The 24,498-nt window shown below is 59.8% G+C and carries 18 protein-coding genes and 3 pseudogenes; 10 read left to right on the top strand and 11 right to left on the bottom strand.

What is annotated here, in order from left to right:
- Nucleotides 1-20: 20 nt before the first annotated feature.
- Together P0D96_RS32345 and P0D96_RS32340 are read right to left on the bottom strand one after the other, a co-directional pair.
- Nucleotides 21-1,043, bottom strand: coding sequence for a zinc-dependent alcohol dehydrogenase family protein (locus tag P0D96_RS32345; RefSeq protein WP_408317558.1), 1,023 nt, complete (start codon nucleotides 1,041-1,043; stop codon nucleotides 21-23).
- 139 nt (nucleotides 1,044-1,182) lie between these two features.
- Nucleotides 1,183-2,475 (bottom strand): MFS transporter, encoded by a 1,293-nt coding sequence (locus P0D96_RS32340; RefSeq protein ID WP_408317556.1) that lies wholly within the window; start codon nucleotides 2,473-2,475, stop codon nucleotides 1,183-1,185.
- Between the two features lie 1,036 nt (nucleotides 2,476-3,511).
- Here P0D96_RS32340 and P0D96_RS32335 point away from each other — a divergent pair.
- Together P0D96_RS32335 and P0D96_RS32330 are read left to right on the top strand one after the other, a co-directional pair.
- A complete protein-coding gene (locus P0D96_RS32335; RefSeq protein ID WP_408317554.1) occupies nucleotides 3,512-4,978 on the top strand; it encodes an ISKra4 family transposase in 1,467 nt (488 codons plus the stop codon).
- Nucleotides 4,979-5,130: 152 nt separating this feature from the next.
- Nucleotides 5,131-6,690 (top strand): annotated as a pseudogene (locus P0D96_RS32330) (site-specific integrase); the annotation flags it as partial.
- A 668-nt stretch (nucleotides 6,691-7,358) separates the two neighbouring features.
- Here the strand turns inward: P0D96_RS32330 and P0D96_RS32325 are convergent.
- The 3 genes from P0D96_RS32325 to P0D96_RS32315 all read right to left on the bottom strand — a co-directional run bounded on the left by P0D96_RS32325 (nucleotide 7,359) and on the right by P0D96_RS32315 (nucleotide 9,373).
- Nucleotides 7,359-7,775, bottom strand: coding sequence for a nuclear transport factor 2 family protein (locus P0D96_RS32325; protein WP_408178746.1), 417 nt, complete (start codon nucleotides 7,773-7,775; stop codon nucleotides 7,359-7,361).
- 192 nt (nucleotides 7,776-7,967) lie between these two features.
- The gene (locus P0D96_RS32320; RefSeq protein WP_408317552.1) at nucleotides 7,968-8,567 is read right to left on the bottom strand and encodes an NADPH-dependent F420 reductase; all 600 of its coding nucleotides are present in this window, start codon (nucleotides 8,565-8,567) and stop codon (nucleotides 7,968-7,970) included.
- A 71-nt stretch (nucleotides 8,568-8,638) separates the two neighbouring features.
- On the bottom strand, nucleotides 8,639-9,373 hold the full coding sequence (locus tag P0D96_RS32315) for an SDR family NAD(P)-dependent oxidoreductase (RefSeq protein WP_408178744.1): 735 nt from the start codon (nucleotides 9,371-9,373) through the stop codon (nucleotides 8,639-8,641).
- 187 nt (nucleotides 9,374-9,560) lie between these two features.
- Here P0D96_RS32315 and P0D96_RS32310 point away from each other — a divergent pair, with 187 nt between their 5' ends.
- A complete protein-coding gene (locus tag P0D96_RS32310) occupies nucleotides 9,561-10,508 on the top strand; it encodes a LysR family transcriptional regulator (protein ID WP_408178743.1) in 948 nt (315 codons plus the stop codon).
- A gap of 144 nt (nucleotides 10,509-10,652) precedes the next feature.
- Here the strand turns inward: P0D96_RS32310 and P0D96_RS32305 are convergent, their stop codons facing one another.
- The 4 genes from P0D96_RS32305 to P0D96_RS32290 form a co-directional block, all read right to left on the bottom strand.
- On the bottom strand, nucleotides 10,653-11,981 hold the full coding sequence (locus P0D96_RS32305) for an NAD(P)/FAD-dependent oxidoreductase (protein ID WP_408317549.1): 1,329 nt from the start codon (nucleotides 11,979-11,981) through the stop codon (nucleotides 10,653-10,655).
- Nucleotides 11,982-12,269: 288 nt separating this feature from the next.
- Complete coding sequence (locus P0D96_RS32300; RefSeq protein WP_408178741.1) at nucleotides 12,270-12,410, bottom strand: hypothetical protein; 141 nt, start codon at nucleotides 12,408-12,410, stop codon at nucleotides 12,270-12,272.
- The gene (locus P0D96_RS32295) at nucleotides 12,403-14,514 is read right to left on the bottom strand and encodes an acetate--CoA ligase family protein (RefSeq protein ID WP_408317547.1); all 2,112 of its coding nucleotides are present in this window, start codon (nucleotides 14,512-14,514) and stop codon (nucleotides 12,403-12,405) included. Before P0D96_RS32295 ends, P0D96_RS32300 begins: the two co-directional genes overlap by 8 nt.
- Before the next feature lie 17 nt (nucleotides 14,515-14,531).
- Nucleotides 14,532-15,314 (bottom strand): enoyl-CoA hydratase/isomerase family protein, encoded by a 783-nt coding sequence (locus P0D96_RS32290; RefSeq protein WP_408292053.1) that lies wholly within the window; start codon nucleotides 15,312-15,314, stop codon nucleotides 14,532-14,534.
- A gap of 249 nt (nucleotides 15,315-15,563) precedes the next feature.
- Between P0D96_RS32290 and P0D96_RS32285 the strand changes: the two genes are divergently transcribed.
- Complete coding sequence (locus P0D96_RS32285) at nucleotides 15,564-16,898, top strand: MFS transporter (RefSeq protein ID WP_408178738.1); 1,335 nt, start codon at nucleotides 15,564-15,566, stop codon at nucleotides 16,896-16,898.
- A gap of 18 nt (nucleotides 16,899-16,916) precedes the next feature.
- Here the strand turns inward: P0D96_RS32285 and P0D96_RS32280 are convergent, their stop codons facing one another.
- A complete protein-coding gene (locus tag P0D96_RS32280; RefSeq protein ID WP_408292056.1) occupies nucleotides 16,917-17,708 on the bottom strand; it encodes an IclR family transcriptional regulator in 792 nt (263 codons plus the stop codon).
- Nucleotides 17,709-18,111: 403 nt separating this feature from the next.
- Here P0D96_RS32280 and P0D96_RS32275 point away from each other — a divergent pair, with 403 nt between their 5' ends.
- From P0D96_RS32275 to P0D96_RS32250, 6 genes and pseudogenes are all read left to right on the top strand, one after another.
- On the top strand, nucleotides 18,112-18,912 hold the full coding sequence (locus tag P0D96_RS32275) for a molybdate ABC transporter substrate-binding protein (protein WP_408317545.1): 801 nt from the start codon (nucleotides 18,112-18,114) through the stop codon (nucleotides 18,910-18,912).
- 225 nt (nucleotides 18,913-19,137) lie between these two features.
- Nucleotides 19,138-20,298, top strand: a pseudogene (locus P0D96_RS32270) (IS30 family transposase).
- Between the two features lie 100 nt (nucleotides 20,299-20,398).
- The gene (locus tag P0D96_RS32265; protein ID WP_408317543.1) at nucleotides 20,399-21,070 is read left to right on the top strand and encodes a CorA family divalent cation transporter; all 672 of its coding nucleotides are present in this window, start codon (nucleotides 20,399-20,401) and stop codon (nucleotides 21,068-21,070) included.
- 463 nt (nucleotides 21,071-21,533) lie between these two features.
- Nucleotides 21,534-22,001 (top strand): NUDIX hydrolase, encoded by a 468-nt coding sequence (locus tag P0D96_RS32260; RefSeq protein WP_408317541.1) that lies wholly within the window; start codon nucleotides 21,534-21,536, stop codon nucleotides 21,999-22,001.
- A 24-nt stretch (nucleotides 22,002-22,025) separates the two neighbouring features.
- A pseudogene (locus tag P0D96_RS32255) lies at nucleotides 22,026-22,250 on the top strand (MgtC/SapB family protein); the annotation flags it as partial.
- 14 nt (nucleotides 22,251-22,264) lie between these two features.
- A complete protein-coding gene (locus tag P0D96_RS32250; protein WP_408178730.1) occupies nucleotides 22,265-22,528 on the top strand; it encodes a hypothetical protein in 264 nt (87 codons plus the stop codon).
- Between the two features lie 529 nt (nucleotides 22,529-23,057).
- On the opposite strand, the gene P0D96_RS32245 is transcribed toward P0D96_RS32250, so the two are convergent.
- The gene (locus P0D96_RS32245) at nucleotides 23,058-24,491 is read right to left on the bottom strand and encodes an MFS transporter (RefSeq protein WP_408317637.1); all 1,434 of its coding nucleotides are present in this window, start codon (nucleotides 24,489-24,491) and stop codon (nucleotides 23,058-23,060) included.
- Nucleotides 24,492-24,498 lie beyond the last annotated feature (7 nt).

The following is a 24,498-nucleotide window of genomic DNA, read 5'->3' as shown; positions in this document are numbered from 1 at the left end:
GGTTCGCAAGCAGTCACGCACTACATCATGAACACACCTTTGCCGCCGCTTTGCCGGTTAAAGGCCTGGTAGGCCTCTTCTGCCTGGTCTAATCGCCAGCGGTCTGTGAACAGCGCGTCTAGGTTAATTCCCTGTTCCACAACGAAGTCCGCACAAGCTCGTTGCCCCTGGATCGACATGGTCCACGATGTCAGGATGCGCAGTTGAGTCCGCAGATACTTGGCCAGCGAGAAACTGAATTCCGAGCCGATCCCGACCAGGCAGACAGTGGCCCACGGGCTGACGGAATCCAGAGCATCCCGGCTGGCGGCTGCGGCACCCGACGTCTCTAGCGCGACGCTGGCACCTTTCCCGCGCGTGAATTCACGAATGGCTTCAGCACTGCGGCCGTCGCGAGGATCGATAACTGCATCTGCACCAAACGCTTTCGCAGTGTTGCGTCGGCTTTCGTCAATATCGAGCGCAATGACACGCGCTCCTTGTGCCTTCGCCAGAAGCGTGGCGGAAAGGCCTACCGGTCCCTGACCGAATACCGCGACGGTGTCTCGACCCGTTAGACCGATCCGCTCGAATGCACCCCAGGCGGTTCCTGTTCCGCAGGAGATCGCGGCGCCCGCCTCGAAGCTCAGCCTTTCGTCGAGCGGGACGAGCGTGTCGGCCGCAACTTTCATATACGGTGCATGGGCGCCGTGGGCGTCCGTGCCGTAGACCGTGACAGGCGATGTTCTGCACATTTGGGGCCAGCCCGAACGGCAGTCCGGACATCCCATACAGCCGCTGTAGTGATGGACCATCACGCGCGCGCCAATGCGGGCGTGAGGGCCAATCGCGCCCGGACCCACGGCAACGACGACACCGCACGGCTCGTGACCAGCAATAACCGACGGCGGCGGTGAGCTACCCGGTCGACGATAAAAATGTAGATCGCTTCCGCACATGCCAGAAGCCTTGATCTCCACAACAACTTCACCGACCCCCGGCGTTGGGTCGGGGACACTCGCGAGTTCCAGCGTGCAGTCACCACGAAAGACAATGCCGCGCATGCTTGATTTCCTTTCTGAGTTGATCTGCGAGATACGCAATGCAGCCGTCGATCTGGTGCGCACTTCGTCAACAGGTAGGAGCGTCTCAACGGGCGCTCACCAAGGCCATCGCCCACCGCAGCTACATATCGTTCACCACCTATCGTCGAGTCGCGGTTTGAGCGAACGCCTCGGATGGCTCCGGGTTCTCCTCAGGTTCAAGGGCTTCCAGCGATTGCTGATTGGTCTCGATTCCGGCCACCATGATGAGAACTGCGATAAAGACATACGCGCCCGAGATCGCACCAACTACGCCCGCAATGCCGAACCGGTTAAAGAGCCCGAGCACGACGAAGGGCGACCCAATCAGACCCAGCCGCCCAAACATCTGGGCAACCCCAGCCCCACGGAACCGATACTCGGTCGGGAACAGTTCTGGCGTCATTCCCAGGCCGAGCGTCAGGAAGATGGCGACCGCAGACACGAGCAGGAAACCACACAGAACGATTGCGATCGAAGAGGTGAGGAAAGGGTAAATTGCACCCAAACATGCGCACGCGGCAGCGAACAACATGATTGCCGCGCGACGTCCGAGTTGATCAGAGATATATGAGAGGAACAACGGGCCTGCGATCCAGCCGCCCATCATCGCGGCGTTAAAGCCGAGCGAGTGAGTCACGCTCATCCCCTGCCTTACGAAAAACGTTGGCATCCACCCCGTGAGGCTGTATGAACCGAACAGACAGATCACGTTGATCACGATGGCGAGCAAGGTACGCCGGATTACTGGACGGGAAAAAAGCGTCGAGAATGGGACCCAATGAGGCTCCCTGGCGGGCGGTTGCTGACCGGAAGGAAGCGGCTCGGTGACGCCAGCCTCTTTTTCGATGGCCTGGACAACTTGCTCCGCCTCCGCAGTTCGCCCGACGCGCTCCAACCAGCGCGGCGATTCCGGCAGATGACGGCGCATCCACCAGACCCAGAGCGTGCCGATGCCCCCGATCACAAACATCGGTCGCCAGCCCAGCAAAGGAATGATGAGCGCTGCAACCACCGACGTGACGAACACGCCAGAGCCTCCGATTAGCGCGAGCAGCCCCAGGTAGCGCCCGCGATGCGTTGGCGGCACGAATTCGATGATCAGGCCGTAGCCCATCACGTATTCGGCACCCATCCCCAAACCCATCACGAAGCGAAAGGCGATGAGCCAGGGCATAGATGGAGCGAAGGCGGAGACGAGCGCCATCCCACCGAAGATTGCCAGATTGAACTGATAGGCAAACCGCCGACCGAAGCGGTCGCTCAGCCAACCCGCGAGCCCTGCGCCGATCGTTAGTCCAACGAAGGTGGCCGACATGAAGATCGAATTAAGTTGCAACGTCGACCAGCCGCTATGAAGCATCGTCGCAAGAACGGAGCTTGATAACGTATTGTCGAAGGAATCGAAAAACATGCCCAATCCGACTAGCCATAGCACCCGCGTATGGAAAGGGCCGACTGGGAGGCGATCGAGTCGAGCGCCGGCATTTACCCTGTTACTCATCCGAAGTCCCCTGAAGAACCATCACCCTATGCTTGCATCAGCGATCATCGAGATCCTGTTCCGGAGTCGCGATAGCAACTTCCTTTTGCAAGACGGGGGATGCACATCAACGAAATGAAAAGCCTATACAGCTGCGAACGCAGAGGTCGATGCTCACATGAGGAATAAGCAGGATCTCGCCAACTGATGGCGATGAAGACTTAGCCCCGTCCCGCGCAGATTGGCTAAATACGCTGGGCCGTATTTGATACTCCGCTAAGCGGGAAGCAATCAGATTGGCGGCCCAGATCGTCTTCGCAGTGCGGTCTGCGTGTGGCAGCGCGGAGCCGCACACCCTGCAGCATTGCGAAAGGTTGCGGCGGACTGGTTAATGGTAGGTCGTCTCCGTACTTATTCGGCTAATCGCCATCTTCAGCCAAGTTTGCAACGTCGATGCCCCCGAGTACAGTCGATTATTCTTCTTTGTAGGTAAGCTGCGCTAACCTCGGCGCAGCGGCGGTGTTCACGAAATCAAAAGGAGGTCTGACTGACGCTGAAGGACCTGACCTGTTCTACCGGGCGCGACGGCACTGTCAGGTTACTGAGATGGTCGAGTAAGATCGAGCGATGAAGAATGCAAAAATCCCTTTACCACGGCCATCGCTTTTCGGCGACGGAGGGTCACCAGCCGCGCGGTGCGCTGATATTCAGGGTTCAGCTCGTTTGCGTGATATCGAAGAGCTGCTGATCGAGCGCGGGGTCATCGTCAGCTACGAGAGAGTGAACCAAACCGTGGGAGGCAATTGCCGCCGACTTGACCATCGTCATGGACGGCATGACGGCGTCCCACCCGATCGGATATGACGCTGGAATCCGCGAGATCCCGGCAAAACGAGTTCAGCGAGGCCACCCGGTACGCTCGCCGTTTCAGCTACGCTGGCGACGTTGACAACCGATCGGAGGTGCTATGCGACTGATCATTGAGGCCCGTGTAGAGGATGACGAAGCGCGTGCGACTGACGCAACGATTGTTGCCGTGGTGGAACGAGACGACCGTAGCCTTGCCGACCTAGGACTCACACTTGCCGAAGGTCGTGCCTTGCTCGCCCAGGTTCAATCGCTTCTTGTGCCGGAGCAGACGACCGGGTGGATGAAGAGCCAAATGGCTTGCCACCGTTGTGGCTCGATGCTGGCGCACAAGGACGCCCGATCGATCGTGCTACGAACCGTGTTTGGCAAGGTCGACGTGCCGAGTCCGAGGCTCTGGGCATGCAGCTGTGCGGAAGAACAAGGGCAACCGCGCCGCTCTTTGAGCCCGCTGTGCAAGGCCCTTCGCCAGCGGGTGACGCCCGAATTGGAATACCTGCAGGCCAAGTGGGCCGCTCATCTACCGTACCGTCAGGCTACTGAGCTGCTTCGAGAGGTCCTTCCGCTGGACAAGGGGATTTCCTTCGGGAGTACTCGCCGTCGAATCCTCGCCGTCGGCAGGGCGCTCGACGCGCAGATCAACCGGGATATCGCGTCAGGACCAACACCGGTCACCGGAGAGCAGGTTCGCGAATCAACCACCGTCGGCTGCGTGGGCGTCGACTCGGCGTGGTTGAGCTTCAGCAGTAGCCCCAAGAGCCGCAAGGCGGCTCGCGACCTTGCAGAACTGAAATCGCCCTGGGCGCAGAAGCTGCCGCGGGATCGGCATGTCAACATAGTTGCAGGCCGTGCAACCCTCTTGGATCGTACCCCGCGTCTTTACGCATACGTGCATAAGCTGGTGCCATCGGCGCCCGCGCGCCTGGACCAATTTCTCTTTGCAAGCGGCGTCGCTCCAGACGAGCGAGTCACCGTGATCAGCGATGACGCTGGCGAATTCGGCAAGGCGGTGGACGGCAGCCAGATCGCCAGGGGAAGGATCCTTGACTGGTTTCACATTGCGATGAAGTTCAAAGCTGCCAGGAACTCGGTGTTTGGAAGCCAGACGATAGAGCCTGACGAACAAATCGCAATAGAGACTGAGATCGATCACGCGAGGTGGCTGGTTTGGCATGGAAAGGGCCGGCGATCGGTGTCTCGCATCAAGGCTCTGGATGCCACGCTGTTGGCGAAGGCTGGCTACGAGTACTCGACGTTGTACTGGAACCTGCGCCGCTTGTACTTCTACATCGAGAACAACGCCGGTACGCTCGTGAACTATGGCATGCGTTATCACAAGGGGCTACCTATCAGTAGCAGCATCGCCGAGTCTGCAGTGAACCTAGTGGTCAGTCACCGCATGGCGAAGAAGCAACAGATGCGATGGACGGATGAGGGAGCGCACTGCCTGGCACAGGTCAGAGTCGCTGTCCTCAACGAAGAATTTTCGGTTGAGAAGCTTGTTGCGTTGACCACGACTTCTGCAGCTTCAAACTCGCTGAGTGCGCACCGAGCGTGCGTTAATTGACCTCCCACGGTTTGGTTCACTCTCGATTAATGCGAACTGACGACTTTATTTCGTTCGGACTGCAAATATAAATGTCAATCCGACTCCGAGCAGTCCCAACCGGCCAGGACTTGCAGAGATTTCGAATTGATAAAGTTATTTCGGTTTACGGGATCCGCCAGCGACTCGCCGCCTTTGCGCATGAGCGTCACAGGCCCGACCTGGTCGCACTATTCAGCCACCCGGCCAGCGAACGTACCGAACGAAGCACCGCCGTGCTGAACGCGATCACCCTGCTGCCCGGTCTCGCAGATGCGCAACCGCAGATCACCGACGACATTGGTCAGTGGCTACGTCCGCGCGCCGTGCGGGTACTGCGCGCCCACGGCGTCCTGACGCTCGCAGACCTCACCGTGCGCGTGCCGCGTCGCCGTCAATGGTGGCGTGCCATTGAGGGGCTTGGTGCAGCCACCGCAATGCAGATAGAAGCATTCTTCGCCGCCTATCCCATTCTCACGGAGCGGGCCCGTGCGCTGGTCGTCAGTCAGCTGCCCGCCGTGCACGCGCGAGATGGCGCGGCCCACGATGTCCTCGCGCCGTGGGAGCGTATTCACGTGCCGCCCGCTGTCGATGGCACCGACGGGACCTTTCGCGCGCCGCGCAGCGCCTGCACACTCGACGCGAACAACGACTACGAGGCGGTGCACGCGTGGCTCTCGCTGCATGAGGCGCCGACGACACGGCGCGCCTACCGCAAGGAGGCAGAGCGGCTGATTCTCTGGGCCATCGTCGAGCGCGGCCGCGCGCTGTCGTCGTCGACCACCGAAGACGCAATTGCCTATCGCGCCTTTCTCCTGGCCCCGTCGCCGCGCGGGCGCTGGGTGGGGGCACCCAGGCCGCGTCACGCACCTGACTGGCGTCCTTTTGCCCGCAGCCTTTCGTCGCGGTCGGCGGCCTACGCGCTATCGGTACTCGGCGCACTGTTCCGCTGGCTGATCGAGCAGCGCTACGTGCTCGCCAATCCCTCTGCAGGCGTCAAGGTTCGTGGACGCACACGGGTGGCGCCGCTCGACACGTCCCGCGGCTTTACCGACAGCGAATGGCAGATCGTGCATTCGATCGCCGATGGTCTCGAATGGTCTTACGGCTGGGAGGCCGCCGCCGCGCAACGACTGCGCTTCGTACTCGATTTCGCCTACGCGACCGGGCTGCGCGCGGGCGAACTGGTCAGCGCGACACTGGGCGACGTTGTGACCGATGCGAATGGAGATCACTGGCTGCGGCTGATCGGCAAAGGTAGCCGGCCGGGCAAGGTTGCGCTGCCGCCGCTCGCGCGACACTCGCTAGAACAGTCGCTGCTGCAGCGCGGCTTGCCGGTGACGCCCGCGCGCTGGCAGCCGAAGATTCCGTTGCTGGCCAGACTGGGCGACGAAACAGACAGCGCGGCCGGTATCACTCCTGCCCGGCTATGGCACGTGATGCACCGGTTTTTCCACCAGGCGGCTGGATTGATCCAGGCCGATCACCCACCCCTTGCAGAAAAGTTGCGCCGTGCGAGCCCGCACTGGATGCGGCACACGCATGCCATGCATGCGCTTGCGCGCGGCGCGGAGCTCACGATTGTTCGCGACAATCTGCGTCACGCGTCGGTTGCCACGACCTCGATCTATCTGCAGGGCGACGAAGTGAAACGCGCCCGTCAGCTCGATGTGGCTTTTGGCAGGCGCACTTGAGCAGGTGTCATTCGGTATGAAATGACCGTGAGGATGTTCGGGAGCAGAAAGTCGATGGACTTGCCGGACGCTCGCCTGCGGCGTTGCACGTGCTGGCCGCCCACCGCAGGCTATAAACGATTCGCAATGGGCGTATTAATGGCCCCGCCACGGCAACAAGACCGATCAGACCCAACGCAACGCCCCAGAATTTCCCCTGCCCCCATGCAGGACGGTTGTTGGCTCGTCGTAGCGGGGGCAGTTGCCTTGACGGTTAGTTGCGTTGTTAATCGAGGGGCACCGCTCGAAGTGGGTAATGTCTGGAAGCAAAATCGTCGCGCATTTCTGACGGTGCACCCTTTGACGTTCGGCGCCTTCTTTCTTGGGGGATGCAAATTCGTCGACGTACTAAGCTGCATGTCTGACCGAGCGGCAATTCGTCGATCGGAGCAACGCAGGATATGTTCACAGCGCCGAAAGTCGGAAACTCGGCCATTGCGGACGGTGGCCGATCAAGAGCGCGCGGCCGTTCCAGGTCGCTTTGTCGACATTCGCGACTAGGTACCGGCGCGTGTCAGCCTTCCCTATTGACGAGTGAGTATTCTCGGCAAACAAAAGACATTAGCCTTCGGTCTTATTGCGACATTCGGGCGGCGAATTCGACTTTGTGTGCTATCGATCTCGATGGGTCAGGGCTTGGGGCTCGCGTCCGTCTCGGAGGCCCGCGCCAGTGCTTGCGTGTCGATATACTCCCGGATTTTCGTCAGTTTGCCATTTCGAACGGTAGTGACGAAGACCCAGTCGTCCCTGAACGTCCTATTCGTAGCTTTGATTTCCCCCGTAGCGACGCCGACGACGAGAACCCGGTCTCCCTGCGCCACGAATTCGGGGGGCTCTGGGTATGTCATTTCCACCTCGTCGGAAGCCTTCTGAAGCACTTCCGCCAATCCCGCGTGCCCGCGGTGCGTGCCGGCCAGCGGCCAATCCTCGCCCGGAATGATCCACTCGATATCTTCAGCAACCAACGCCAGCACACCTTGCTTATCGCCGCTGCCTATCGCTGCAAAGAAATCCTTCACGATCTGAATATTCTCTTCGATGCTCATTGAATCTCTCCATTTTCCTTTTATCGGATCGTGTCCGATCTAATCGGCTACCTTGTGGATCTGCCGGTGAGGACGGGGCGTCGGATGATCTGGCGCGCGGCTTACTGCCGGCGTCGCCCTCGCTTCAATCAAACTGTGGTTGGCCCTTTGTCCACGAGGCAGGATCGCATCGAAATTTGCGATCACGATTCATCAGTCGAACTTGACCAAATCCTTAAAGATCAGTTGCCCCCAGCTATTTCCACGCGCGTGCACAAGCAGTCCACCTGCCGAAAGCGCACCAAGTTTGATCGGCGAGAAACCGAGATTTTCCGCAAGCGCACCGATCTCCGTTGCGGCGCCGTCATCGTCGCTCGCCAGGAACACGACTCTCTTGCCACCATGTACGGCCGGATCCTGGTCCAGGACGGCAGCGCCCAAATGATTGAAGCCCTTAACCAGTCTTCCACCAGTGAAGGCCTGCGCGACGGCCCTGGAAGAAGGTTGTCCACCCAGATCCTCAGGGAGCACGCCGTAGGCATTGGTCACATCGACGATGGTCTTGCCCCGCCAGCTGGGCAGCGCCTTCGCGACATCCCGGTGCGCCTCGAAACGGACAGCCAAAAAGACGATGTCCGCCTTGACCGCTTCCGCCAGTTTTTTGGGAATGATCGTGGGTCCGATCGCGGCCGCAGTGGATGCAAAGCTTTCCGGGTCGCGCGTGGTTGCAACGGATACTTCGATGCCGCTTCGGGCAAACGCCCTGGCAAGCGCCTGGCCGATCTTGCCGAAGCCAATAATTGCGTAGCTCATATATTTTCCTTCGGTGTGCGACGCCCGACGGGCTCCGAATATCGAATGGAGTGACCGGCGGGCGTAGCCTGTCAGAGTTGCGCAAGGCCGCCGTCAACGGCAACCTCGCTGGCGGTCATGAAGCTGCTGTCCGGCGACGCGAGAAAGGCGGCCACCGCTGCGATCTCTGCCGGATCGGCCATGCGCTGGAGCGGAGTCATCGAGGCGAAGACCTTCTGGCCCTCCTCGCCTAGCGCTTCCTTCGCGAGTTCGGTCGCCGTCGCCCCGGGCGACAGCACGTTCACCCGGATGCCGGTGCCCTTCAGGTCCTCCGCCCAGGTCCGCGCGAGGTTGCGCACTGCCGCCTTGCTCGCGCTGTAGGCGCTCATTGCCGGGGCGCCCGTGGTGCCGGCGCTTGATCCGGTCAGGATTATCGAACCGCCCTTGCCCATCAGCGGCAGCGCCTTCTGGACCGTGAAGATCGTCCCCTTCACATTGGTGTCGAAGGTTTCGTCAATGTGCTCGGCGGTGATCTTGCCGAGCGCAAGCTGGCTTCCCGCCCCGGCATTGGCGAAGACGATGTCGAGGGTTCCGCGCTCGGCCTTTACCGCCGCGTAGAGTCGGTCGAGGTCGGCCTCATCCGAGACCGAGCCCTTTACCGCGCGGGCATTGGGCCCGAGCTCGGCCACAGCGGCGTCGAGCGCTTCTTGTCGGCGGCCGTAGATGAAGACGAAGGCGCCCTCCTCGATGAAGCGCTTTGCAGCGGCGCGGCCGATGCCGGTAGCGCCACCGGTGATCACGGCGGTCTTTCCATTCAGTCTGTTCATGTCATGCATCCTTCGTTGAAGTTGTTCGGAAGCAGGGATCTGTATTCGTGGACCACATGAACACATAGAACCCGAACCCTTTGACTGTGAGTGCCAAAGCAAAAGCGACAAACACGATTCTGGACGTCTTGATTCATGAAGCCAATTGACTAAATATCTATGGGTGCCATCTACTCTTTGGATATGTATGCTCGATAACGTCACCATCAATCAACTTCGGGCCTTCGTTGCCGTGTGTGACCAGGGAAGCTTTTCCGGGGCTGCACGGGAGCTAAGGCGTGCACAGTCAGCGATCAGTCACGCGATCAACGCGCTCGAGAGTGCCTTCGATGTGTTGCTGTTCGAACGCAACGCCCGCAAAGCCACGCTTACAGCAGCGGGCCGTAGCCTCCTGCCTGATGCTCGTGGGGTGATCTCACGCACCGAGGAAATGAAGATGCGCGCGGTTGCGATTGCTGAAGCCGGGGTGCCACAGGTCTCGATTGCCGTGGATACCTATTTTCCGCGCGCGCACCTGATTGAATGCCTGCGCAGGCTGCAGTCGGACTTTCCAACCGTTGCAATCAATCTGCGCATGACGACCATGCAAGGCGGCGAGCGCCTGGTTCTCGAAGGAACGTGCGCATTGGCGGTGACGATCACCGACGTGCCGGAGCTGAGCCCGGGTACCATAGAAAGGCAGCATTTATGTGAAGCGCAAATGGTGACCGTCTGTGCGCCATCGCATCCGCTGGCCGCAATCGCGGGGCCGATCCCGCGGGAGGAATTTGGCCGGCACATCCAGCTCGTCGTAACCGACAATCAGCCCGATGCGGAAAAGACACAACACGGGGTCGCCGGTGAACGCCAGTGGCTGGTGAATGACCTCGGCGCGAAGCACGATTTGCTAAGGGGCAGCTTATGCTGGGGGCACATGCCGCATCATGTGGTTGCGGAAGACCTCGCGAACGGAACACTTGTCGAACTCCAACGGCGCGCATGGCACATGCGCGCCCTCACGTTCATGATCTCGCAGCGGCGCGGGTACTCGTTTTCCGAATGCGAGACACGGCTGGTCGAGCTCCTTGGCAATCGTCATCGCTTTTCAAAGGGTGCCAGCAAGCGCTCCGTCTCACGCAAAGGCAAAAAAGCGTGAAGGCCCGCCACGCGTGATACGAGGTCGATCAAGATCTCCGGCCGCTTTTCGAATTGCAACGGCCGTGAATCGATACAGTTGAATCGAACTGGAGGTTCAACCTCCCGAAGTGTTCTGCCGCGAAAGCTCGCCCGCGGCCTCGACTCACATCATTTCGGGGCTGCTCAGTTTCGTTCCGTCGGAAAAGCGGGCGAGTCTGTAGGGACTAATGTCGAACTGCGGCGCCTCGTCCATTACCAACCGGCTCACGAGCACCCCTGCGCCTGGCCCTAATCCAAAGCCGTGTCCGCTGAAGCCGGACGCGATCACGAGACCGGGTTTCGCATTAACCTTCGAGATGACGGGAACGAGGTCCGGCGTCGTGTCGATCGCGCCCGCCCATGCGTGAGCGATCCGCAACCCCGACAGTTCGGGAAACACGCTGGCCACGTTTTGCAGGGCACGTTCGAGCCATTCGGTATCAGGCCGGGGATTCAGCACCCGTGTTTCTTCGAACGGCGAGACGTCATCGTCGCGCCAGGTCGCGCTTGCCTCCGGTCCGTGGAAGAAGCTGGCACCGACGCGAATCTTCAGTTTTTTCTTCAGCTTGCTGCGGAACATGGTGCGGAACTTCACCGAATGCCGCAGGTTTTGTGGCGCGAGCTCCACGCGTCCGTGGCCGGGAACCGCGATCGTATAGCCGCCGTCCAACCGTCGCCTCAGCGCGAAGTTAGGCCCGGAGAAACAGCCTTCGATAACCCCCGGCGCCTCAGCGGTTCGCAACGCCGTTCCCATCACGTTGATGGATGGCAGATCGATGCCGTGATGCTGGCAGAACAACGCGCTCCAGGCGCCTCCCGCGAGAACGACGGTGTCGGCTGCGAGCCGGCCGCGCTCCGTCCAGACGCCAGAGACACGCCCCGCACTCATGTCGAGACTTCGTACCGCGCAGTTCTGATACACCATCGCGCCGAGACCTTGCGCGCCGCGAGCAATCGCAGGCGCGGCTTTCGACGGCTCGGCGCGCCCGTCAGAGACAGACCACAGACCTCCAGCCCACTTCGCACGTCCGGACGGAATGCGCGCTGCCAGTTCGCGCGCACTGAGGATCTCGCTGTTAAAGCCGACTTCCCGGGCGCGGGCAAGCCACGACTCCCATTGCGCGATGTCAGATTCATGCTCCGTGCCGTACAGAATGCCCGCCTTACGAAACCCAATATCCTCGCCCAGTTCTTCGCTTAGTTCGCTCCAGCGCTTGAGGCTCTGCATCGCGAGCGGCAACTCATGGAGGTCGCGGTTCTGCTGCCGCACCCAGCCCCAATTGCGCCCCGACTGCTCGCAGCCGATGACGCCCTTTTCGAGCAGAGCGACCTGGAGGCCGCGGCGCGCCAGTTCATACGCGGTGCTGACGCCAACAATGCCGCCGCCTACTATCGCGACATCGCATCGCTCGGCGAAATCTTCGCTATTCGTGACTTCGTCGATCCTTAGCATTTCATAGCCGTTGGTTGCCGCTTCTCGGTAGGTTACTGCAGTCAAGACCTTCGGAAATGCGCAGCTGAAGCGCGATTTCGCCATCCGCAGATAGTGGCTAGGATTTTGGTATGTTCCACCGCTTTGCTGATAGGACGATCCTGTTGTATCCGAAAGGGATACAACGACGATCCACCAAGCACTGAGGCAAATCTTGAATTGCAATCTTGCAGACAGTTGCCGAGACCAGGCTTCTGCTTAGCCACATTCTCACGCTCTTGCTTCCTGGTTACCGGTAGGCGCGCGCACCTACCCGATCACGGCGATCGACTCTACGACACTTGCAATCGAGAGGTCGATGTGGGTGGGATTTGCCACCTCACTCTCGGCACGCGCAAAATAGGCGAGCGGGGATGTTTCGTCGAGTGTGACCAGAGCATCGTCATCCATCGTGAGCCTCCGATTCGAGTACGGCAACGCCGTCAGCCGCCCGTACGCCTTGGCCCGCAGGCAGCACGAAGATCGGATTGATTTCTGCTTCGACAATACGCCCGCCAAGCCGCACCGCCATTCGTGCAAAGGCGACGATTGCGGTCACGAGGGCGTCAATATCAGCGCGCGGCCGTCCACGATACCCGTCTAGCAGGGGCCACGTTTTCAGTTCGTGGATCATCGCGAACGCGTCTGCGCGCGACAGCGGCGCTTCGGCGGAAAGGAGTCGCATCGTCGTGTCCTTGAACAGTTCCGCTGTGACGCCGCCCATGCCGAGCAGCAATGCTGTGCCCAACGGGTCTCGATGAAGGCCGAGAATCAGTTCCGTTCCACCGGCCACCATTTCCTGAACGAGAAACGCATTCGCGGATACGCCAGTTGCGGTTTCAACGTCGTCCCGCATACGGTTCAGGCGAGCCCCGATGCAGTCAGCAGTGACCCCAACCGCTACGCCGCCGACATCGCTCTTGTGGGTGATCGTGTTCGACAGCAGTTTGAGTACGACCTTGTCACCCAGCTCGCGAGCGGCGCTCTCGGCTTCATTCGCGTTCGTGACGACACGCTCGCGCACCGCTGTCACACCAAAGCGGGCAAAAAGCTCTTTCGCCTGCGCCTCGTTTAGTGATCCGGCTGGTAGATCGCTCACGTTGACTTCAGCTTCAGCGTGTTGTTCGTTCAAACTCACGGCGCGTTGCATGGACTCGCCGTGTTGCCACATCGCAGCCAGCGCACTCGTCACGCTTTCGGGCGAAGGGAAGGCCGGCACTCCCTGCCCATTAAGCAACTTCGTGATCTCCGGTGCGTGCGGGCTCACAAACGCCATCACGGGCTTGTCACTGCCTGGCAGCGAATCGCGGATCGCGTCAGCCATCAGGTCAGGCATCGCAAGGCCAGACGATCCAACGATAACCACGACTGCGTCGTATGTCGGACTGTCGAGTAGCGTGCCGATCGCAGCACGCAGGAGAGCCGGCTGCAAACCCGCAAGCGTCACGTCAATCGGATTGCGGTCGAGAACTGCATGGTCGCCGGTCTGGAGCGCCCGCAGCCTGGCAGCTGTTGCCTCGTCAGGAGGTGGTGACTCAAAGTTCGCCATGCCAAGGCTATCGGTGACGAGCGTGCCGGCACCGCCGGTCGAGGTCAGAATCGCCACCCGTCGCCCGGAGAGCTTGCGACGAGTAGCGAGCGCATGAGGAATGTCGAGCAAATCGGAAAACGTCTGGGCACGAATGACGCCGACCTGGCTGAAGAGCGCGTCATACATGCGGTCCGAGCCGGCCAGCGCGCCCGTATGCGAGACCGCCGATCGCGCGCCTGATTCCGAGCGCCCGATCTTGAACACGACGACCGGCTTGCCCGCGGCGGCCGCCCTTAGCGCGGCGCGGCGAAACCGGTCCGGATGACGTAGCCCTTCCATGTAGAGCGCGATAACGGAAGTCGAATCATCGTCAACCAGATAATCGACGAAGTCTGCCATGTCGAGATCTGCTTCATTGCTCGTCGACACCAGCTTTGACAGGCCAATACCGCGTGCTGCCGCCCGCGACAACAGCGAGCCAAGAATCCCCCCGCTTTGTGATACCACGCCGATGCCACCGACTGTGAAAGTGTCAGTCTCCAGCGCTCCGCTTGCCGACAGCGTGATGCGGTCAGTCAGGTTGACGAGCCCGATCGTATTCGGGCCGAGCAGGCGCATGGACCCTGCTGCCTCTATCAATTGCGCCTGACGTCTGGCGCCTTCCTCGCCGATCTCTGCATAGCCACTCGCCAGCACGATTGCAGCGCTCGTCCCGCGGCTCGCCAGATCCCGCACTGCAACGTGGGCGCGCTCGGCCCCGAGCAGCACGATACCGACATCGGGCGCATGCGGCAACGACGCTACATCGGGATAGCAGGGCAGGCCATCGATCGAGTCGTAACGCGGGTTGACAGGGTAGATGTCGCCGACGAAGCCGTGCTTCCTGAGGTAAGCCACCGGGCGGCCTGAAGTCTTGGCTGCGTCCGCCGAAGCTCCGATTACCGCTACGCTCGCCGGGCGCATCAATTTTGAAATTACGTTCATGCCGATCTCCTTCGTGCTCACTTGGTTTTGTTCAGGAATGCGAGCACCGAGTCACGATGTTCACGGCTTGTGTAGCAGACGGCCTGTGCCTGGCTGCCTTGTGCAAACACTTGATGCGCGGACAGTTCGTAGCTCTGGTTGAGAATGCTCTTGCCCAGCGCGAGCGCTGTGGCCGAACCCTGGCTCAATTCGGCGGCCCACGCGTGGGCGTCGGCGATGAGCAAATCCGGCTCGCTTAGGCGATCCGCGATGCCGATTTCAAGCGCTTCCTTTGCATCCACCTTGCGCCCGCTGAAGATCAGTTCCTTCGCCCGCGCGAGGCCGACCCGTCGCGGCAAAAAGTACATCCCGCCGCCGTCGGGGATCAGCCCGCGTTTGATGTAGCTCCACGTGAAGCTCGCTTCCTGTGACGCGAGGATAAAGTCGCAGGAGAGCGCCATATCGGCACCGAGACCCGCCGCTGCGCCGTTGACGGCAGCGATGGTCGGTTTGGGCATCGAGTAGAGCAGATTGACCGTGTGATGCACGAGTTGCTGGCGGGACCAGCCATTGAACGCAATCTCGCCGGCGGGTGCTTCAATGCGCTGCGCCATACCGCTGACGTCGCCGCCAGCGCAGAACCCCTTGCCGTTGCCAGTCAACACCACGGCGCGCACATCCCGATCGCGCGAAACGGTGTCCAGCGCCCCGATCAGTTCGGCACGCATTTCGTTGGTGATGGCGTTACGTTTTTCAGGACGATTCAGCGCGATCGTGGCGACCTGCGAGTCGATAGTGACTTGAATAGTGGATGGGCTCATGCGTGTCTCGATGGTTGAATTGGAGTCGACTGACAAGGTCAATCTGCCAATGCAGCTTAGCCCCACCTGCCACCCATGACACCCCGTTAATTCCACCCTGTGGAACGGAGCGCGTTTCATCAGAGGGCCCGAGAAATTCCACTGGATGGAATTGGCGGATTGTCATCGAGCGGTAGGTGCCGATAATGGATTCCAACGCAGGACACTTGCCACGACGATCCTGCGGCCCAATACAAGCCCGGAGACATGATGCACGCAGCCCGTTCCAGTCCAATCGACGTCAGCGCCGTTGCGCAACCGCAAACAGAGGCCGTCTACCGGAAAGTCACCTGGCGGCTGCTGCCGTTCCTCTTTATTTGTTACGTCTTCGCGTATCTGGATCGCGCCAATATCGGCTTTGCGCACCTGCAGTTCTCGCGTGACATTGGTCTTTCTGACGCCGCATTCGGTCTGGGCGTGGGACTCTTCTACGTGGGTTACATGCTCTTCGAGGTGCCGAGCAACCTGTGGCTCGCGCGAGTCGGCGTGAGAAAAACGCTCATGCGGATCATGACGCTATGGGGCATCGTTTCGGCGAGCACCGCATTCGTGCAGACGCCGACGCAGTTCTACATCGCACGCGTATTGCTGGGCGCAGCGGAAGCAGGATTCTTCCCGGGCGTGATTCTCTATTTCACCTACTGGTTTCCGGCCGCGCGGCGGGCCCGAGTCACGTCAATCTTCATGACGGCGATCTGCGTATCCGGCATTATCAGTGGGCCCGTGTCGGGATGGATTCTCAATAGCATGTCGGGCTTACTTGGCTACAACGGCTGGCAATGGCTGTTCCTTCTCGAAGGATTTCCGTCAGTGATCGCCGGTGTCTTTGCCTATGTCTATCTGACCGACCGTCCCGAGCAGGCGACCTGGCTCTCGGACGACGAGAAGGCCCTCCTGCTTGCGGAGCTTAACCGGGACGCGCAAACGAAGGCCGCACGCGCTCATGGTTCGATCTGGGCCGCATTGAAGGAGCCAAAGTTCTATTTCCTGACGTTCGCCTATTTCAGCGTGCCGTGGGCGAGCATCGTCGTGCACATCTGGGCACCGAGCGTGATCCAGAAAAGCGGCGTATCGAACTACTGGCACATTGGGCTTCTTTCCGCGATTCCGTATGTGGTCGGCGCAGTCGCGATGTATCTGCTCGGCCGGAACTCGGATCGTATGCTGGAGAGGCGGTGGCATTTCATGGCAAGCGCATTGATGGCCGCCCTGGGCGTCGCGCTTCTGCCGGCGGCGGCGAATCACGCGGGCATTCTGGTAGCACTGCTTTGCATCGCGACGGCTGGTTATCTGGGCATGCTGTCGCTGTTCTGGACGATCCCACCCGCGTACCTGTCGAGCACCGCCGCAGCAAGCGGCATCGGCCTCATTAGCAGCCTCGGCCAGTTTGGCGGGATTTCGGCACCTTCGGTCATCGGCTATGCATCGACGCACTTCGGCAGCAGCGCCGTGGGGCTCTATGCGGTTGCGTTCGTCTCCATTCTCGGCGGTCTTGCAGTGGTGCTGGGTATTCCAGCGCGCGCGATCAGTGAACGCCGGGAATGAAAGAGAGGCTTGCAGTCTTCAGCCTTCCAGGCGCGCGCATGCGGCTGTAATCTCGTCGCGCAGACGCAGCAGGGGCGCCGCGAGTTCGCTTACAACGCTGTCGTTTGACGCCGCCGTGCGGACGCTAAAGTTCAGGACCAGCAAACGATGTCCGGGAATGGCGAGGGGCGTCGCGAGTGCAATCACTTCCGGCTGCCAGCTTGCAACGCAGAAGCCACTTCGGCGCACATCGTCTACAGCTTCAGTGATTTCCAGCGCAAGACGCTCCCAGCCGCTCCGTTTGCGCCGGTTGAACGCGTCCATCAGGGCGGTGAATTCCGCCAGCGGCAGTGCTGCGAGATACGCGCGCCCGAGCGACGTCAGTTCCATCGGCACGCGTTGTCCCGAGACGATCGTGCGTAATGAGGCTCGCTGGTTATAACGAATGGACTCAAGGTAGACCATCTCTTCCCGGTCGGCGCCCGCGATTCCGACATTGATGTGCTTTGCCTGGGCAATATCGCGGATTAGCGGTCCTGCAGCATTGAGTACTGTGGATCCGCTGCGCAACGCCTGCGCCAGACTGAGCACGGGCAGGCCCAGTCTGTACGCCCTGCGTGCCGCATCGTGCTCGAGATAACCCGCCTCGACGAGAGTTCGCGTAAGTCGGCTCACCGTTGCCTTCGGCAGGCCGGTGCGTTCCGCGAGTTCTCCGTTGCCGAGAAGTGCCGCACCGGGGCCGAACGCGCGCAGCAGTTCGAGCCCGCGTTCGAGCGATCGATTCGATGGTGTAGCGTTCGATTCCGGTTGTTGATTTGTGCGGTTCGCCATAGACAGTGGGTTTGCCGTGCTTAACGTGGAAAGGTCGATTATCCTGCCGAATCAGACCGCATCGTAGCGCCGCGGCCTGGTCCGCGGATCATCTCGCGATTGGCGGCCGGAACGGCAACCTGTAGGGGGCGACGTTTTATCGGCGCAGCAGATGGTACCCCTCCTGGATTTCGTGTGGATATTCGCAGACTCTCTGTGCAGTTGCGGGCTTCCCTTCCAGGAGCTGGATGGTTTTGCGCATCTTCGATCCGGCCGGGCTCCAAACCGGTCGCGCCAATTGCTGGAGCATGCGCAATTTTGCGCTTCCTGCCGGCCACATCTTCCCTGTAGCCACCGCATGTCAGTACATGCGGCGAGATTCGACACCTGAACAAACCGTAGCCTTACTAAAAAGGACAATCCGATGGCCATCAACAATACAAAGCTCCGACGCGCGACCGTGTCTGCCGCACTCTGCACCGCGTCACTATTGTCAACTGCGGTTCATGCCGCTGACGTTCATGTCCTGGCAACCGGAGCGCTGTCAGCAGCGTTTAGGGAGCTCGGACCAGGGTATGAACAGCAGACCGGGAATCACCTCGTCATATCGTGGGGGCCTTCATACGGTGCGTCCGCTGACGCGTTGCCCACGCGCATCAAGAATGGCGAAGCAATGGACGTCTGCTTCATGATCCGCCCTGCGCAAGACGAACAGATCAGACAGGGTAAGTTTCTCCCGGACACTCGCACAGATCTCGTTGCGTCCCGAATTGGCGTCGCGGTCCAGGTCGGCATGCCGAAGCCGGATGTCAGTACTGTGGAAACACTACGTAATGCACTGCTCGCAGCGAAATCTGTAGCTTTCTCGGAAGGAGCTAGCGGCACTTATATTACTGAGAGATTGTTCCCCAAGCTTGGCATCTCAGATCAAACGAAAGCCAGGAGTGTTCAGATCAAAGGCAAGGAACTGGTCGGAACGGCCATTGAGCGCGGCGACGCCGAACTTGGATTGCAACAGATCAGTGAACTTCGCGCCATTCAGGGGATCCAGTACGTCGGCCCGCTCCCGCAAGAAGTCCAGAAGGTAAGCGTCATTTCCGCTGCCTTATCAACAAACGCGCAGGAGCGCGAAGACGCCGCAGCCCTCATTTCTTATCTGAGAACGCCGACAGCGTCGGCAGTATTCGAAAGGACGGGGCTTGATCCAATCGAGCCCGAGAAATAAATCGCATTGGTGTCCTCCCGTCGTGGTACCCACGGAAGATAGGCCGCCGAGACACTCATTCCTCTCGTTGTTAGCCCCGTCGAGGGTGAACGGGGCATGACCTTTGAGCAAGATAGCCATGGTGCTTAGCTTGACCCAGTCACTTCTAGCGACGGCTCGCTCGCGGCGGATTCAACCGGTGGATGCAACACACTAGAAGCTGCGTGAGCAGTGGGAGTGTTGCAGATGAAACAGCGACGCCGGATTTATTACAGCGAAAAGCAGAAAGCGCTGATGTGGGAACGTTGGCGAAAGGGCGAATCTCTGCAGAAGATCGCCCAGCTTTTTTGATCGGAACCACTCGTCGGTACAAGGGATTCTGGCTGAGACCGGCGGAATCCAGCCACCACAAAGGCATCGATCGAGATTGGCGTTGACGCTGGCTGAGCGCGAGGAGATATCACGGGGGCTCGTTGCTGGCGATTCAATCCAGTCGCTCGCCATGCAACTTTCACGAGCTCCCTCCACCATCTGCCGTGAGATCAAGCGTAACAGCGGACCGGGCGGCTACCGGGCGAGCCACGCCGATCAGCTTGCATGGGATCGGGCGCGGCGTCCTAAAGCCTGTAAACTGGTTGAGCACCGAACGCTGGCGCACATCGTGGCAGGCAAGCTCCAGTTGCAGTGGTCACCGCAGCAGATTGCCGGATGGCTCAGGCGTGCGTACCCAGAGAACGAGGACTACCACGTGTCCCACGAGACCATCTATCGCAGTCTCTTCATACAGGCCCGCGGCGCCCTGAAGAAAGAATTGCTGGAACACTTGCGGCGCACCCGGGCCATGCGCCGTTCGCGCCACCATACGCAGAAGACGGACGATCACGGCAGGATTCGCGACACGTATCGATCAGCGAACGCCCCGCGACCGTTGAAGACCGGGCGGTGCCGGGCCACTGGGAAGGCGATCTGCTGTGCGGTAGTGGCAGCAGCCAGATTGCAACACTCGTCGAGCGCCAGACACGTTACGTCATGCTGGTTAAGATAGCCAGCAAGGACAGCGAGACGGTCGTCAATGCACTCATCAGGCATGCCAGCAAATTGCCCCAGGAACTTTATCAGTCGCTGACATGGGATCGGGGAACGGAGATGGCTGGGCACAAACGCTTCACCGTGGCTACTGATATTCAGGTCTACTTCTGCGATCCCCAGCATCCTTGGCAACGCGGCTCGAACGAAAATACGAATGGGCTGTTGCGGCAGTACTTTCCCAAAGGGACCGACCTGTCAGTGTATTCGCAGGCCAAACTCAACGCTGTGGCAAGACGACTGAACGAGCGTCCGAGAAAGACGCTGGACTACGAAACGCCCGCCGAACGATTCCAGCAGACTATTGCATCCACCGGTTGAATCCGCCGATCACTTCCCGACAGATCTGATACTCGGCTCGCACCGGTCAGAACCGAGGCAGTTACTTAAAAAATGTTCGAAATTCGAGAAGGAGAACGGGATGGACATGGTTGTCAACAGTGTTGCTTACCAGGCTGGTAAGCGCTTGAGCGATGTGACTATCGACGACATCAGTGAAGTCGTGAAAGAGCCTGACACATTTGTCTGGCTGGGGGTATGGCAACCCGACGAGGCGTTTCTGCGAAAAATTCAGGAGGAGTTCAGTCTGCATGATCTTGCAATAGAGGACGCGCTAAAGGCGCATCAGCGGCCCAAGATCGAGGTGTACGGGGAATCGCTCTTCATCGTGGTGAAGACCGCACAACTAATGGATGGGACAGTGCAGTATGGCGAGACCCACATGTTCGCCGGAAAGAACTTTCTTGTCACGGTCCGGCACGGTGCGTCGTCAAGCTACGCCGCCATTCGTTCCCGTGTTGAAGAGAATTCAAAGAGTGTGACCGTGACGGTCGACGCCGGATCTGTCGTTTTAGCTGAAGTCCTGCCGACATCGTGGCAAGACCCTCAACCTCAGATACTTCGACAACTGGGAGGATTACGACCCGTTCAATCGCGCTTTTTCGAAGGTGCCTCACCCACACTGCCGTCCATATGTTCGTCGGTCAACACGTTGTCCGACGGATTCCTCCTTCTCGACAGCGACCTGCCAATTCGATCAGCGATGTCTCGAAGGGGGGATCGCATATACCAGGGCCACCAGGTGAGGTGGTAAAACCACAGGCACGCTCCGCGGTACCCCTTATGCCACTCCCGGGGGACTCCGTCTGTCGGGAAGCTGTCAAGGGTGCGATGCCCAAGCGAGACAACGCCAATCGTCATCCAGACAAAGGCAATCACCAGGGTTGGAAGCGACAAGGCGCAGGCCGCGACGAACAGGGCAAGCGGCAGGCAGATCTCAAGTGCCGAACGTGTTCTCATTGTTTGTTCTCCCCGTCGACCGTTACTAACGTTCAGCTTACTCCAATGCGCAAGGAGCAAAGGGCCGAGTTCATGATCTCAATTTTGCCGGCCGGTTGACGTGCGCCGCGCGCCACCTGAGGCCCCACGGACACGAACGACCATGCGGAGGCATACCTAAACTTGCGATCGGGTTTTCTACGCTCCAGCGAAACGGGCGGCCGCGCATCATCCATAATCTGCCCTTTAAAGCAGTCACGTGTCCTGTAGGAGAGAGCATGAAAGACAGGTCGACCATCATTTGCTGCCGGGAAGGCAAGATTCTTCTGGTCGCGCGAGAACGATCACGGTGGTCGCTACCTGGTGGCACCAGAAAGCACCTCGAGTCGCCCCTGGAGGCCGCCCAGCGCGAGCTGGAAGAAGAGACTTCACTCGTTCGAATGGAGCTTACGTCCCTGTTCCAGTTTGGCGGTCTCAGCAAACGCCATCACGTTTTCCGCGCCGATATTCCTCGCGACGCGTCCCCCGAAGCTCGCAACGAAATTTCGCGTTGCCGGTGGTTCAATCCGGGCAAAATTTCAACGCTCGTCGCGAGCATACCGACCCGGGAAATCGTCAATCTTTTTCGCGCGCACGAAAATCGCGCCGAGGCGCTGCCGGCGGTCATCGAAAAACCGGATGGGCGCGTTAACTGGGCGGCCCAACTGTATGCCGATGTCGCCGACACGGCTTCCCGGCAGGCCTAAAACAGAACTATCGAAAGGCAACGTGTGATAGGGAATATCGAGCTTTTGTCGCGCCTCGTCCTGGCGGCTCTACTTGGGAGCGTCATCGGCTTTGAGCGCGAAAGATTGAACTGGGCGGCAGGTTTGCGCACTCACATGCTCGTGTGCGTCGGCTCGTCGTTGGCCATGCTGGTATCAGCGTTCGGATTTGGCGATGTGTTGGGTGAGAGGAACGTCACGCTCGATCCTTCCCGGATCGCAGCCCGGGTGGACGGGGTAAGCCCATGAGCCGCACCTATCACTATCACGGATTCGATATTGAAGTGGCCGTTGAGACTGACTTCAGTTGGAAGGCGGGACCCAAGGGGACAACCAGCATCGGATTTGTGGCGGTCGTGAGGATCAGCAAGGCCGGTGCATCTGTCGCTGTCTTCTCCCCGCTGCGTTTTGGCGAATCCCAAGGCAAGCCATTTCTCAGTGAGGCCGATGCGCTGATGGGCGGCTATAGTGCGGGACGACGTATTGTCGATGACTTGTTCAATTCGTAACCCTGTGCCCTGATGCCCATGCCGCGCAGCAAACCTGGCAGTCATCCATCCGATTCTCCGAGGCTCTAAATGGCTGCCATGCCGCCATGACCGGCCATTCGGTAGCGCCGGACGACTGTCTCCTCGTGGCCCGAACCCGGTGCGATGCTGAATGGATAATCGATCCACCGGAGGTCGCTCGGCGTCGGGCTCAGGTCGACCCGTTCCGGTCCTTCAACTGGTGTTCGCGAATGTCACAACTGTGAGGGAAAGCAGTCGGTCTGAGTCAATCGGACGGGGGCGGACGCAACTCGATTTAGCGGATTCGACACCGCTCCATCCTTGCACTCGGGGAACTTTTCAACGATGGTGGGCGGCCCCTAGCCGGGGTCTAGCCACATATCGTTCAGCGGAACCCGATCCTATCGCGGGACTGCGATGGGAGCGAAATTCGTTATCTGTGGATTTCTGGCTAAAAGCGTGAAGTACCCGAATGAATGTTGGTTGTCCCCTGCTTTCGTTGAAAGCGGGGGCTATCTATCTTGTCACTTCAGCGAGACACCAGGTCGAGGCTTCGTAAATTGGTCTTCGGACCAAACACGCCGATGGCAATCATCACGATAATCATGACGGCCGTGATCAGGGCGAAGACGCCGGACGTGCCGAAACTGCGAAGCGTGAAAGCGATGAAAAAGCCGGAGAACATCGCGGACAACCTCGACAGGGAATAGACGAAGCCTACTGCACGAGCTCTGATACGGGTGGGATAGAGTTCGGCCTGATACGCGTGATAGCCCGCCGACAGCAGCGTATTGCAGAGCGTCAGCAGCACGCCGAGCGCGATCAGAAAAACACCGGACTGCACGACCGCACACATCCCGCCGAACAGTGCAACGCCCGCTGCCGACAATACAATCAAGGTCTTGCGTTCTATCCGGTCCGCAATGGCGAGTCCAATCAGCGGCCCGACAGGATTGGCGAATGCAATGATGAACGAGTACAGGAGACTATGGGTTACCGTGATGCCTTTGGCCACTAGCAATGTCGGCACCCACGAAGCGAAGCCATAGAAGCCGATCGACTGGATCAGGTGAAACGTCAGCAGGACAAGCGTTCTCCTACGGTATGGCGGCTGCCAGATCTCGCTGAAACGCGCCGGTTTCTGCACGGATTCGATGTGGGCGCCAGACTCATTTCCATTGTCCTTCACCGGTACGCCAATTTTCGCTTCGAGCGCGTCGAGAATCTGTCCGGCCTCCGCAAGCCTCCCGTGCTGCGCGAGCCAACGAGGACTTTCCGGAACCCGACGACGAATCGCCCAGACGGCTATCGCGCCCAACGCACCGAGTGCAGCGGTCAAACGCCAGCTCGCGATGCCGCCGACAGGATGCTGGTCGAACCACCACGCGAAAAACGCGACCGAGGGAACTGCCGTGTACTGCACGAGGTGGACGAACGCAAATGCCCTTCCACGAAAGTGCGCCGGGACCAGCTCACTTACATAGGTATCGATCACGACGAGCTCCACACCAACCCCGATTCCCGCGATGAGTCGCCAGAGATTGATCGCCTGGGCGGAATCCTGAAACGCCATGACAAGCGTCGCCACCGAATACCATAGCAACGAAGCTGTAAATACAGTCCTGCGCCCGAACCGATCGGCAAGACCGGTCAACAGAAATGTGCCGATGAACAAACCTGCAAATGATGCCGCCACGAACGCGCCCAGCCCGCTGAAACCGAAAAACGACGCTGTAGTCACCGAATACATTCCGCTCTTGACCAGACCCGGGCCGACGTATGCAGTCATGAAAAGGTCGTAAAACTCGAACCAACCTCCGATCGATACCAGCAGCACCAGCATCCACACGGGCCGCGTGGCGGGAAGCTGATCGAGACGTTGGTTGATCCCCGAAGCAGATTCGGACGTGTGACCAGGCCTCACCTGCGCCTCCGTCACTGTCTGAGATGATATTGCATACATCAATGCT

The organism is Paraburkholderia sp. RL17-347-BIC-D (assembly GCF_046027915.1).
In the GTDB taxonomy this organism is placed as follows: Bacteria; Pseudomonadota; Gammaproteobacteria; order Burkholderiales; family Burkholderiaceae; genus Paraburkholderia.
The sequence above is the reverse complement of the archived record's forward strand: the minus strand, read 5'-3'. Positions and strand labels throughout refer to the sequence as shown.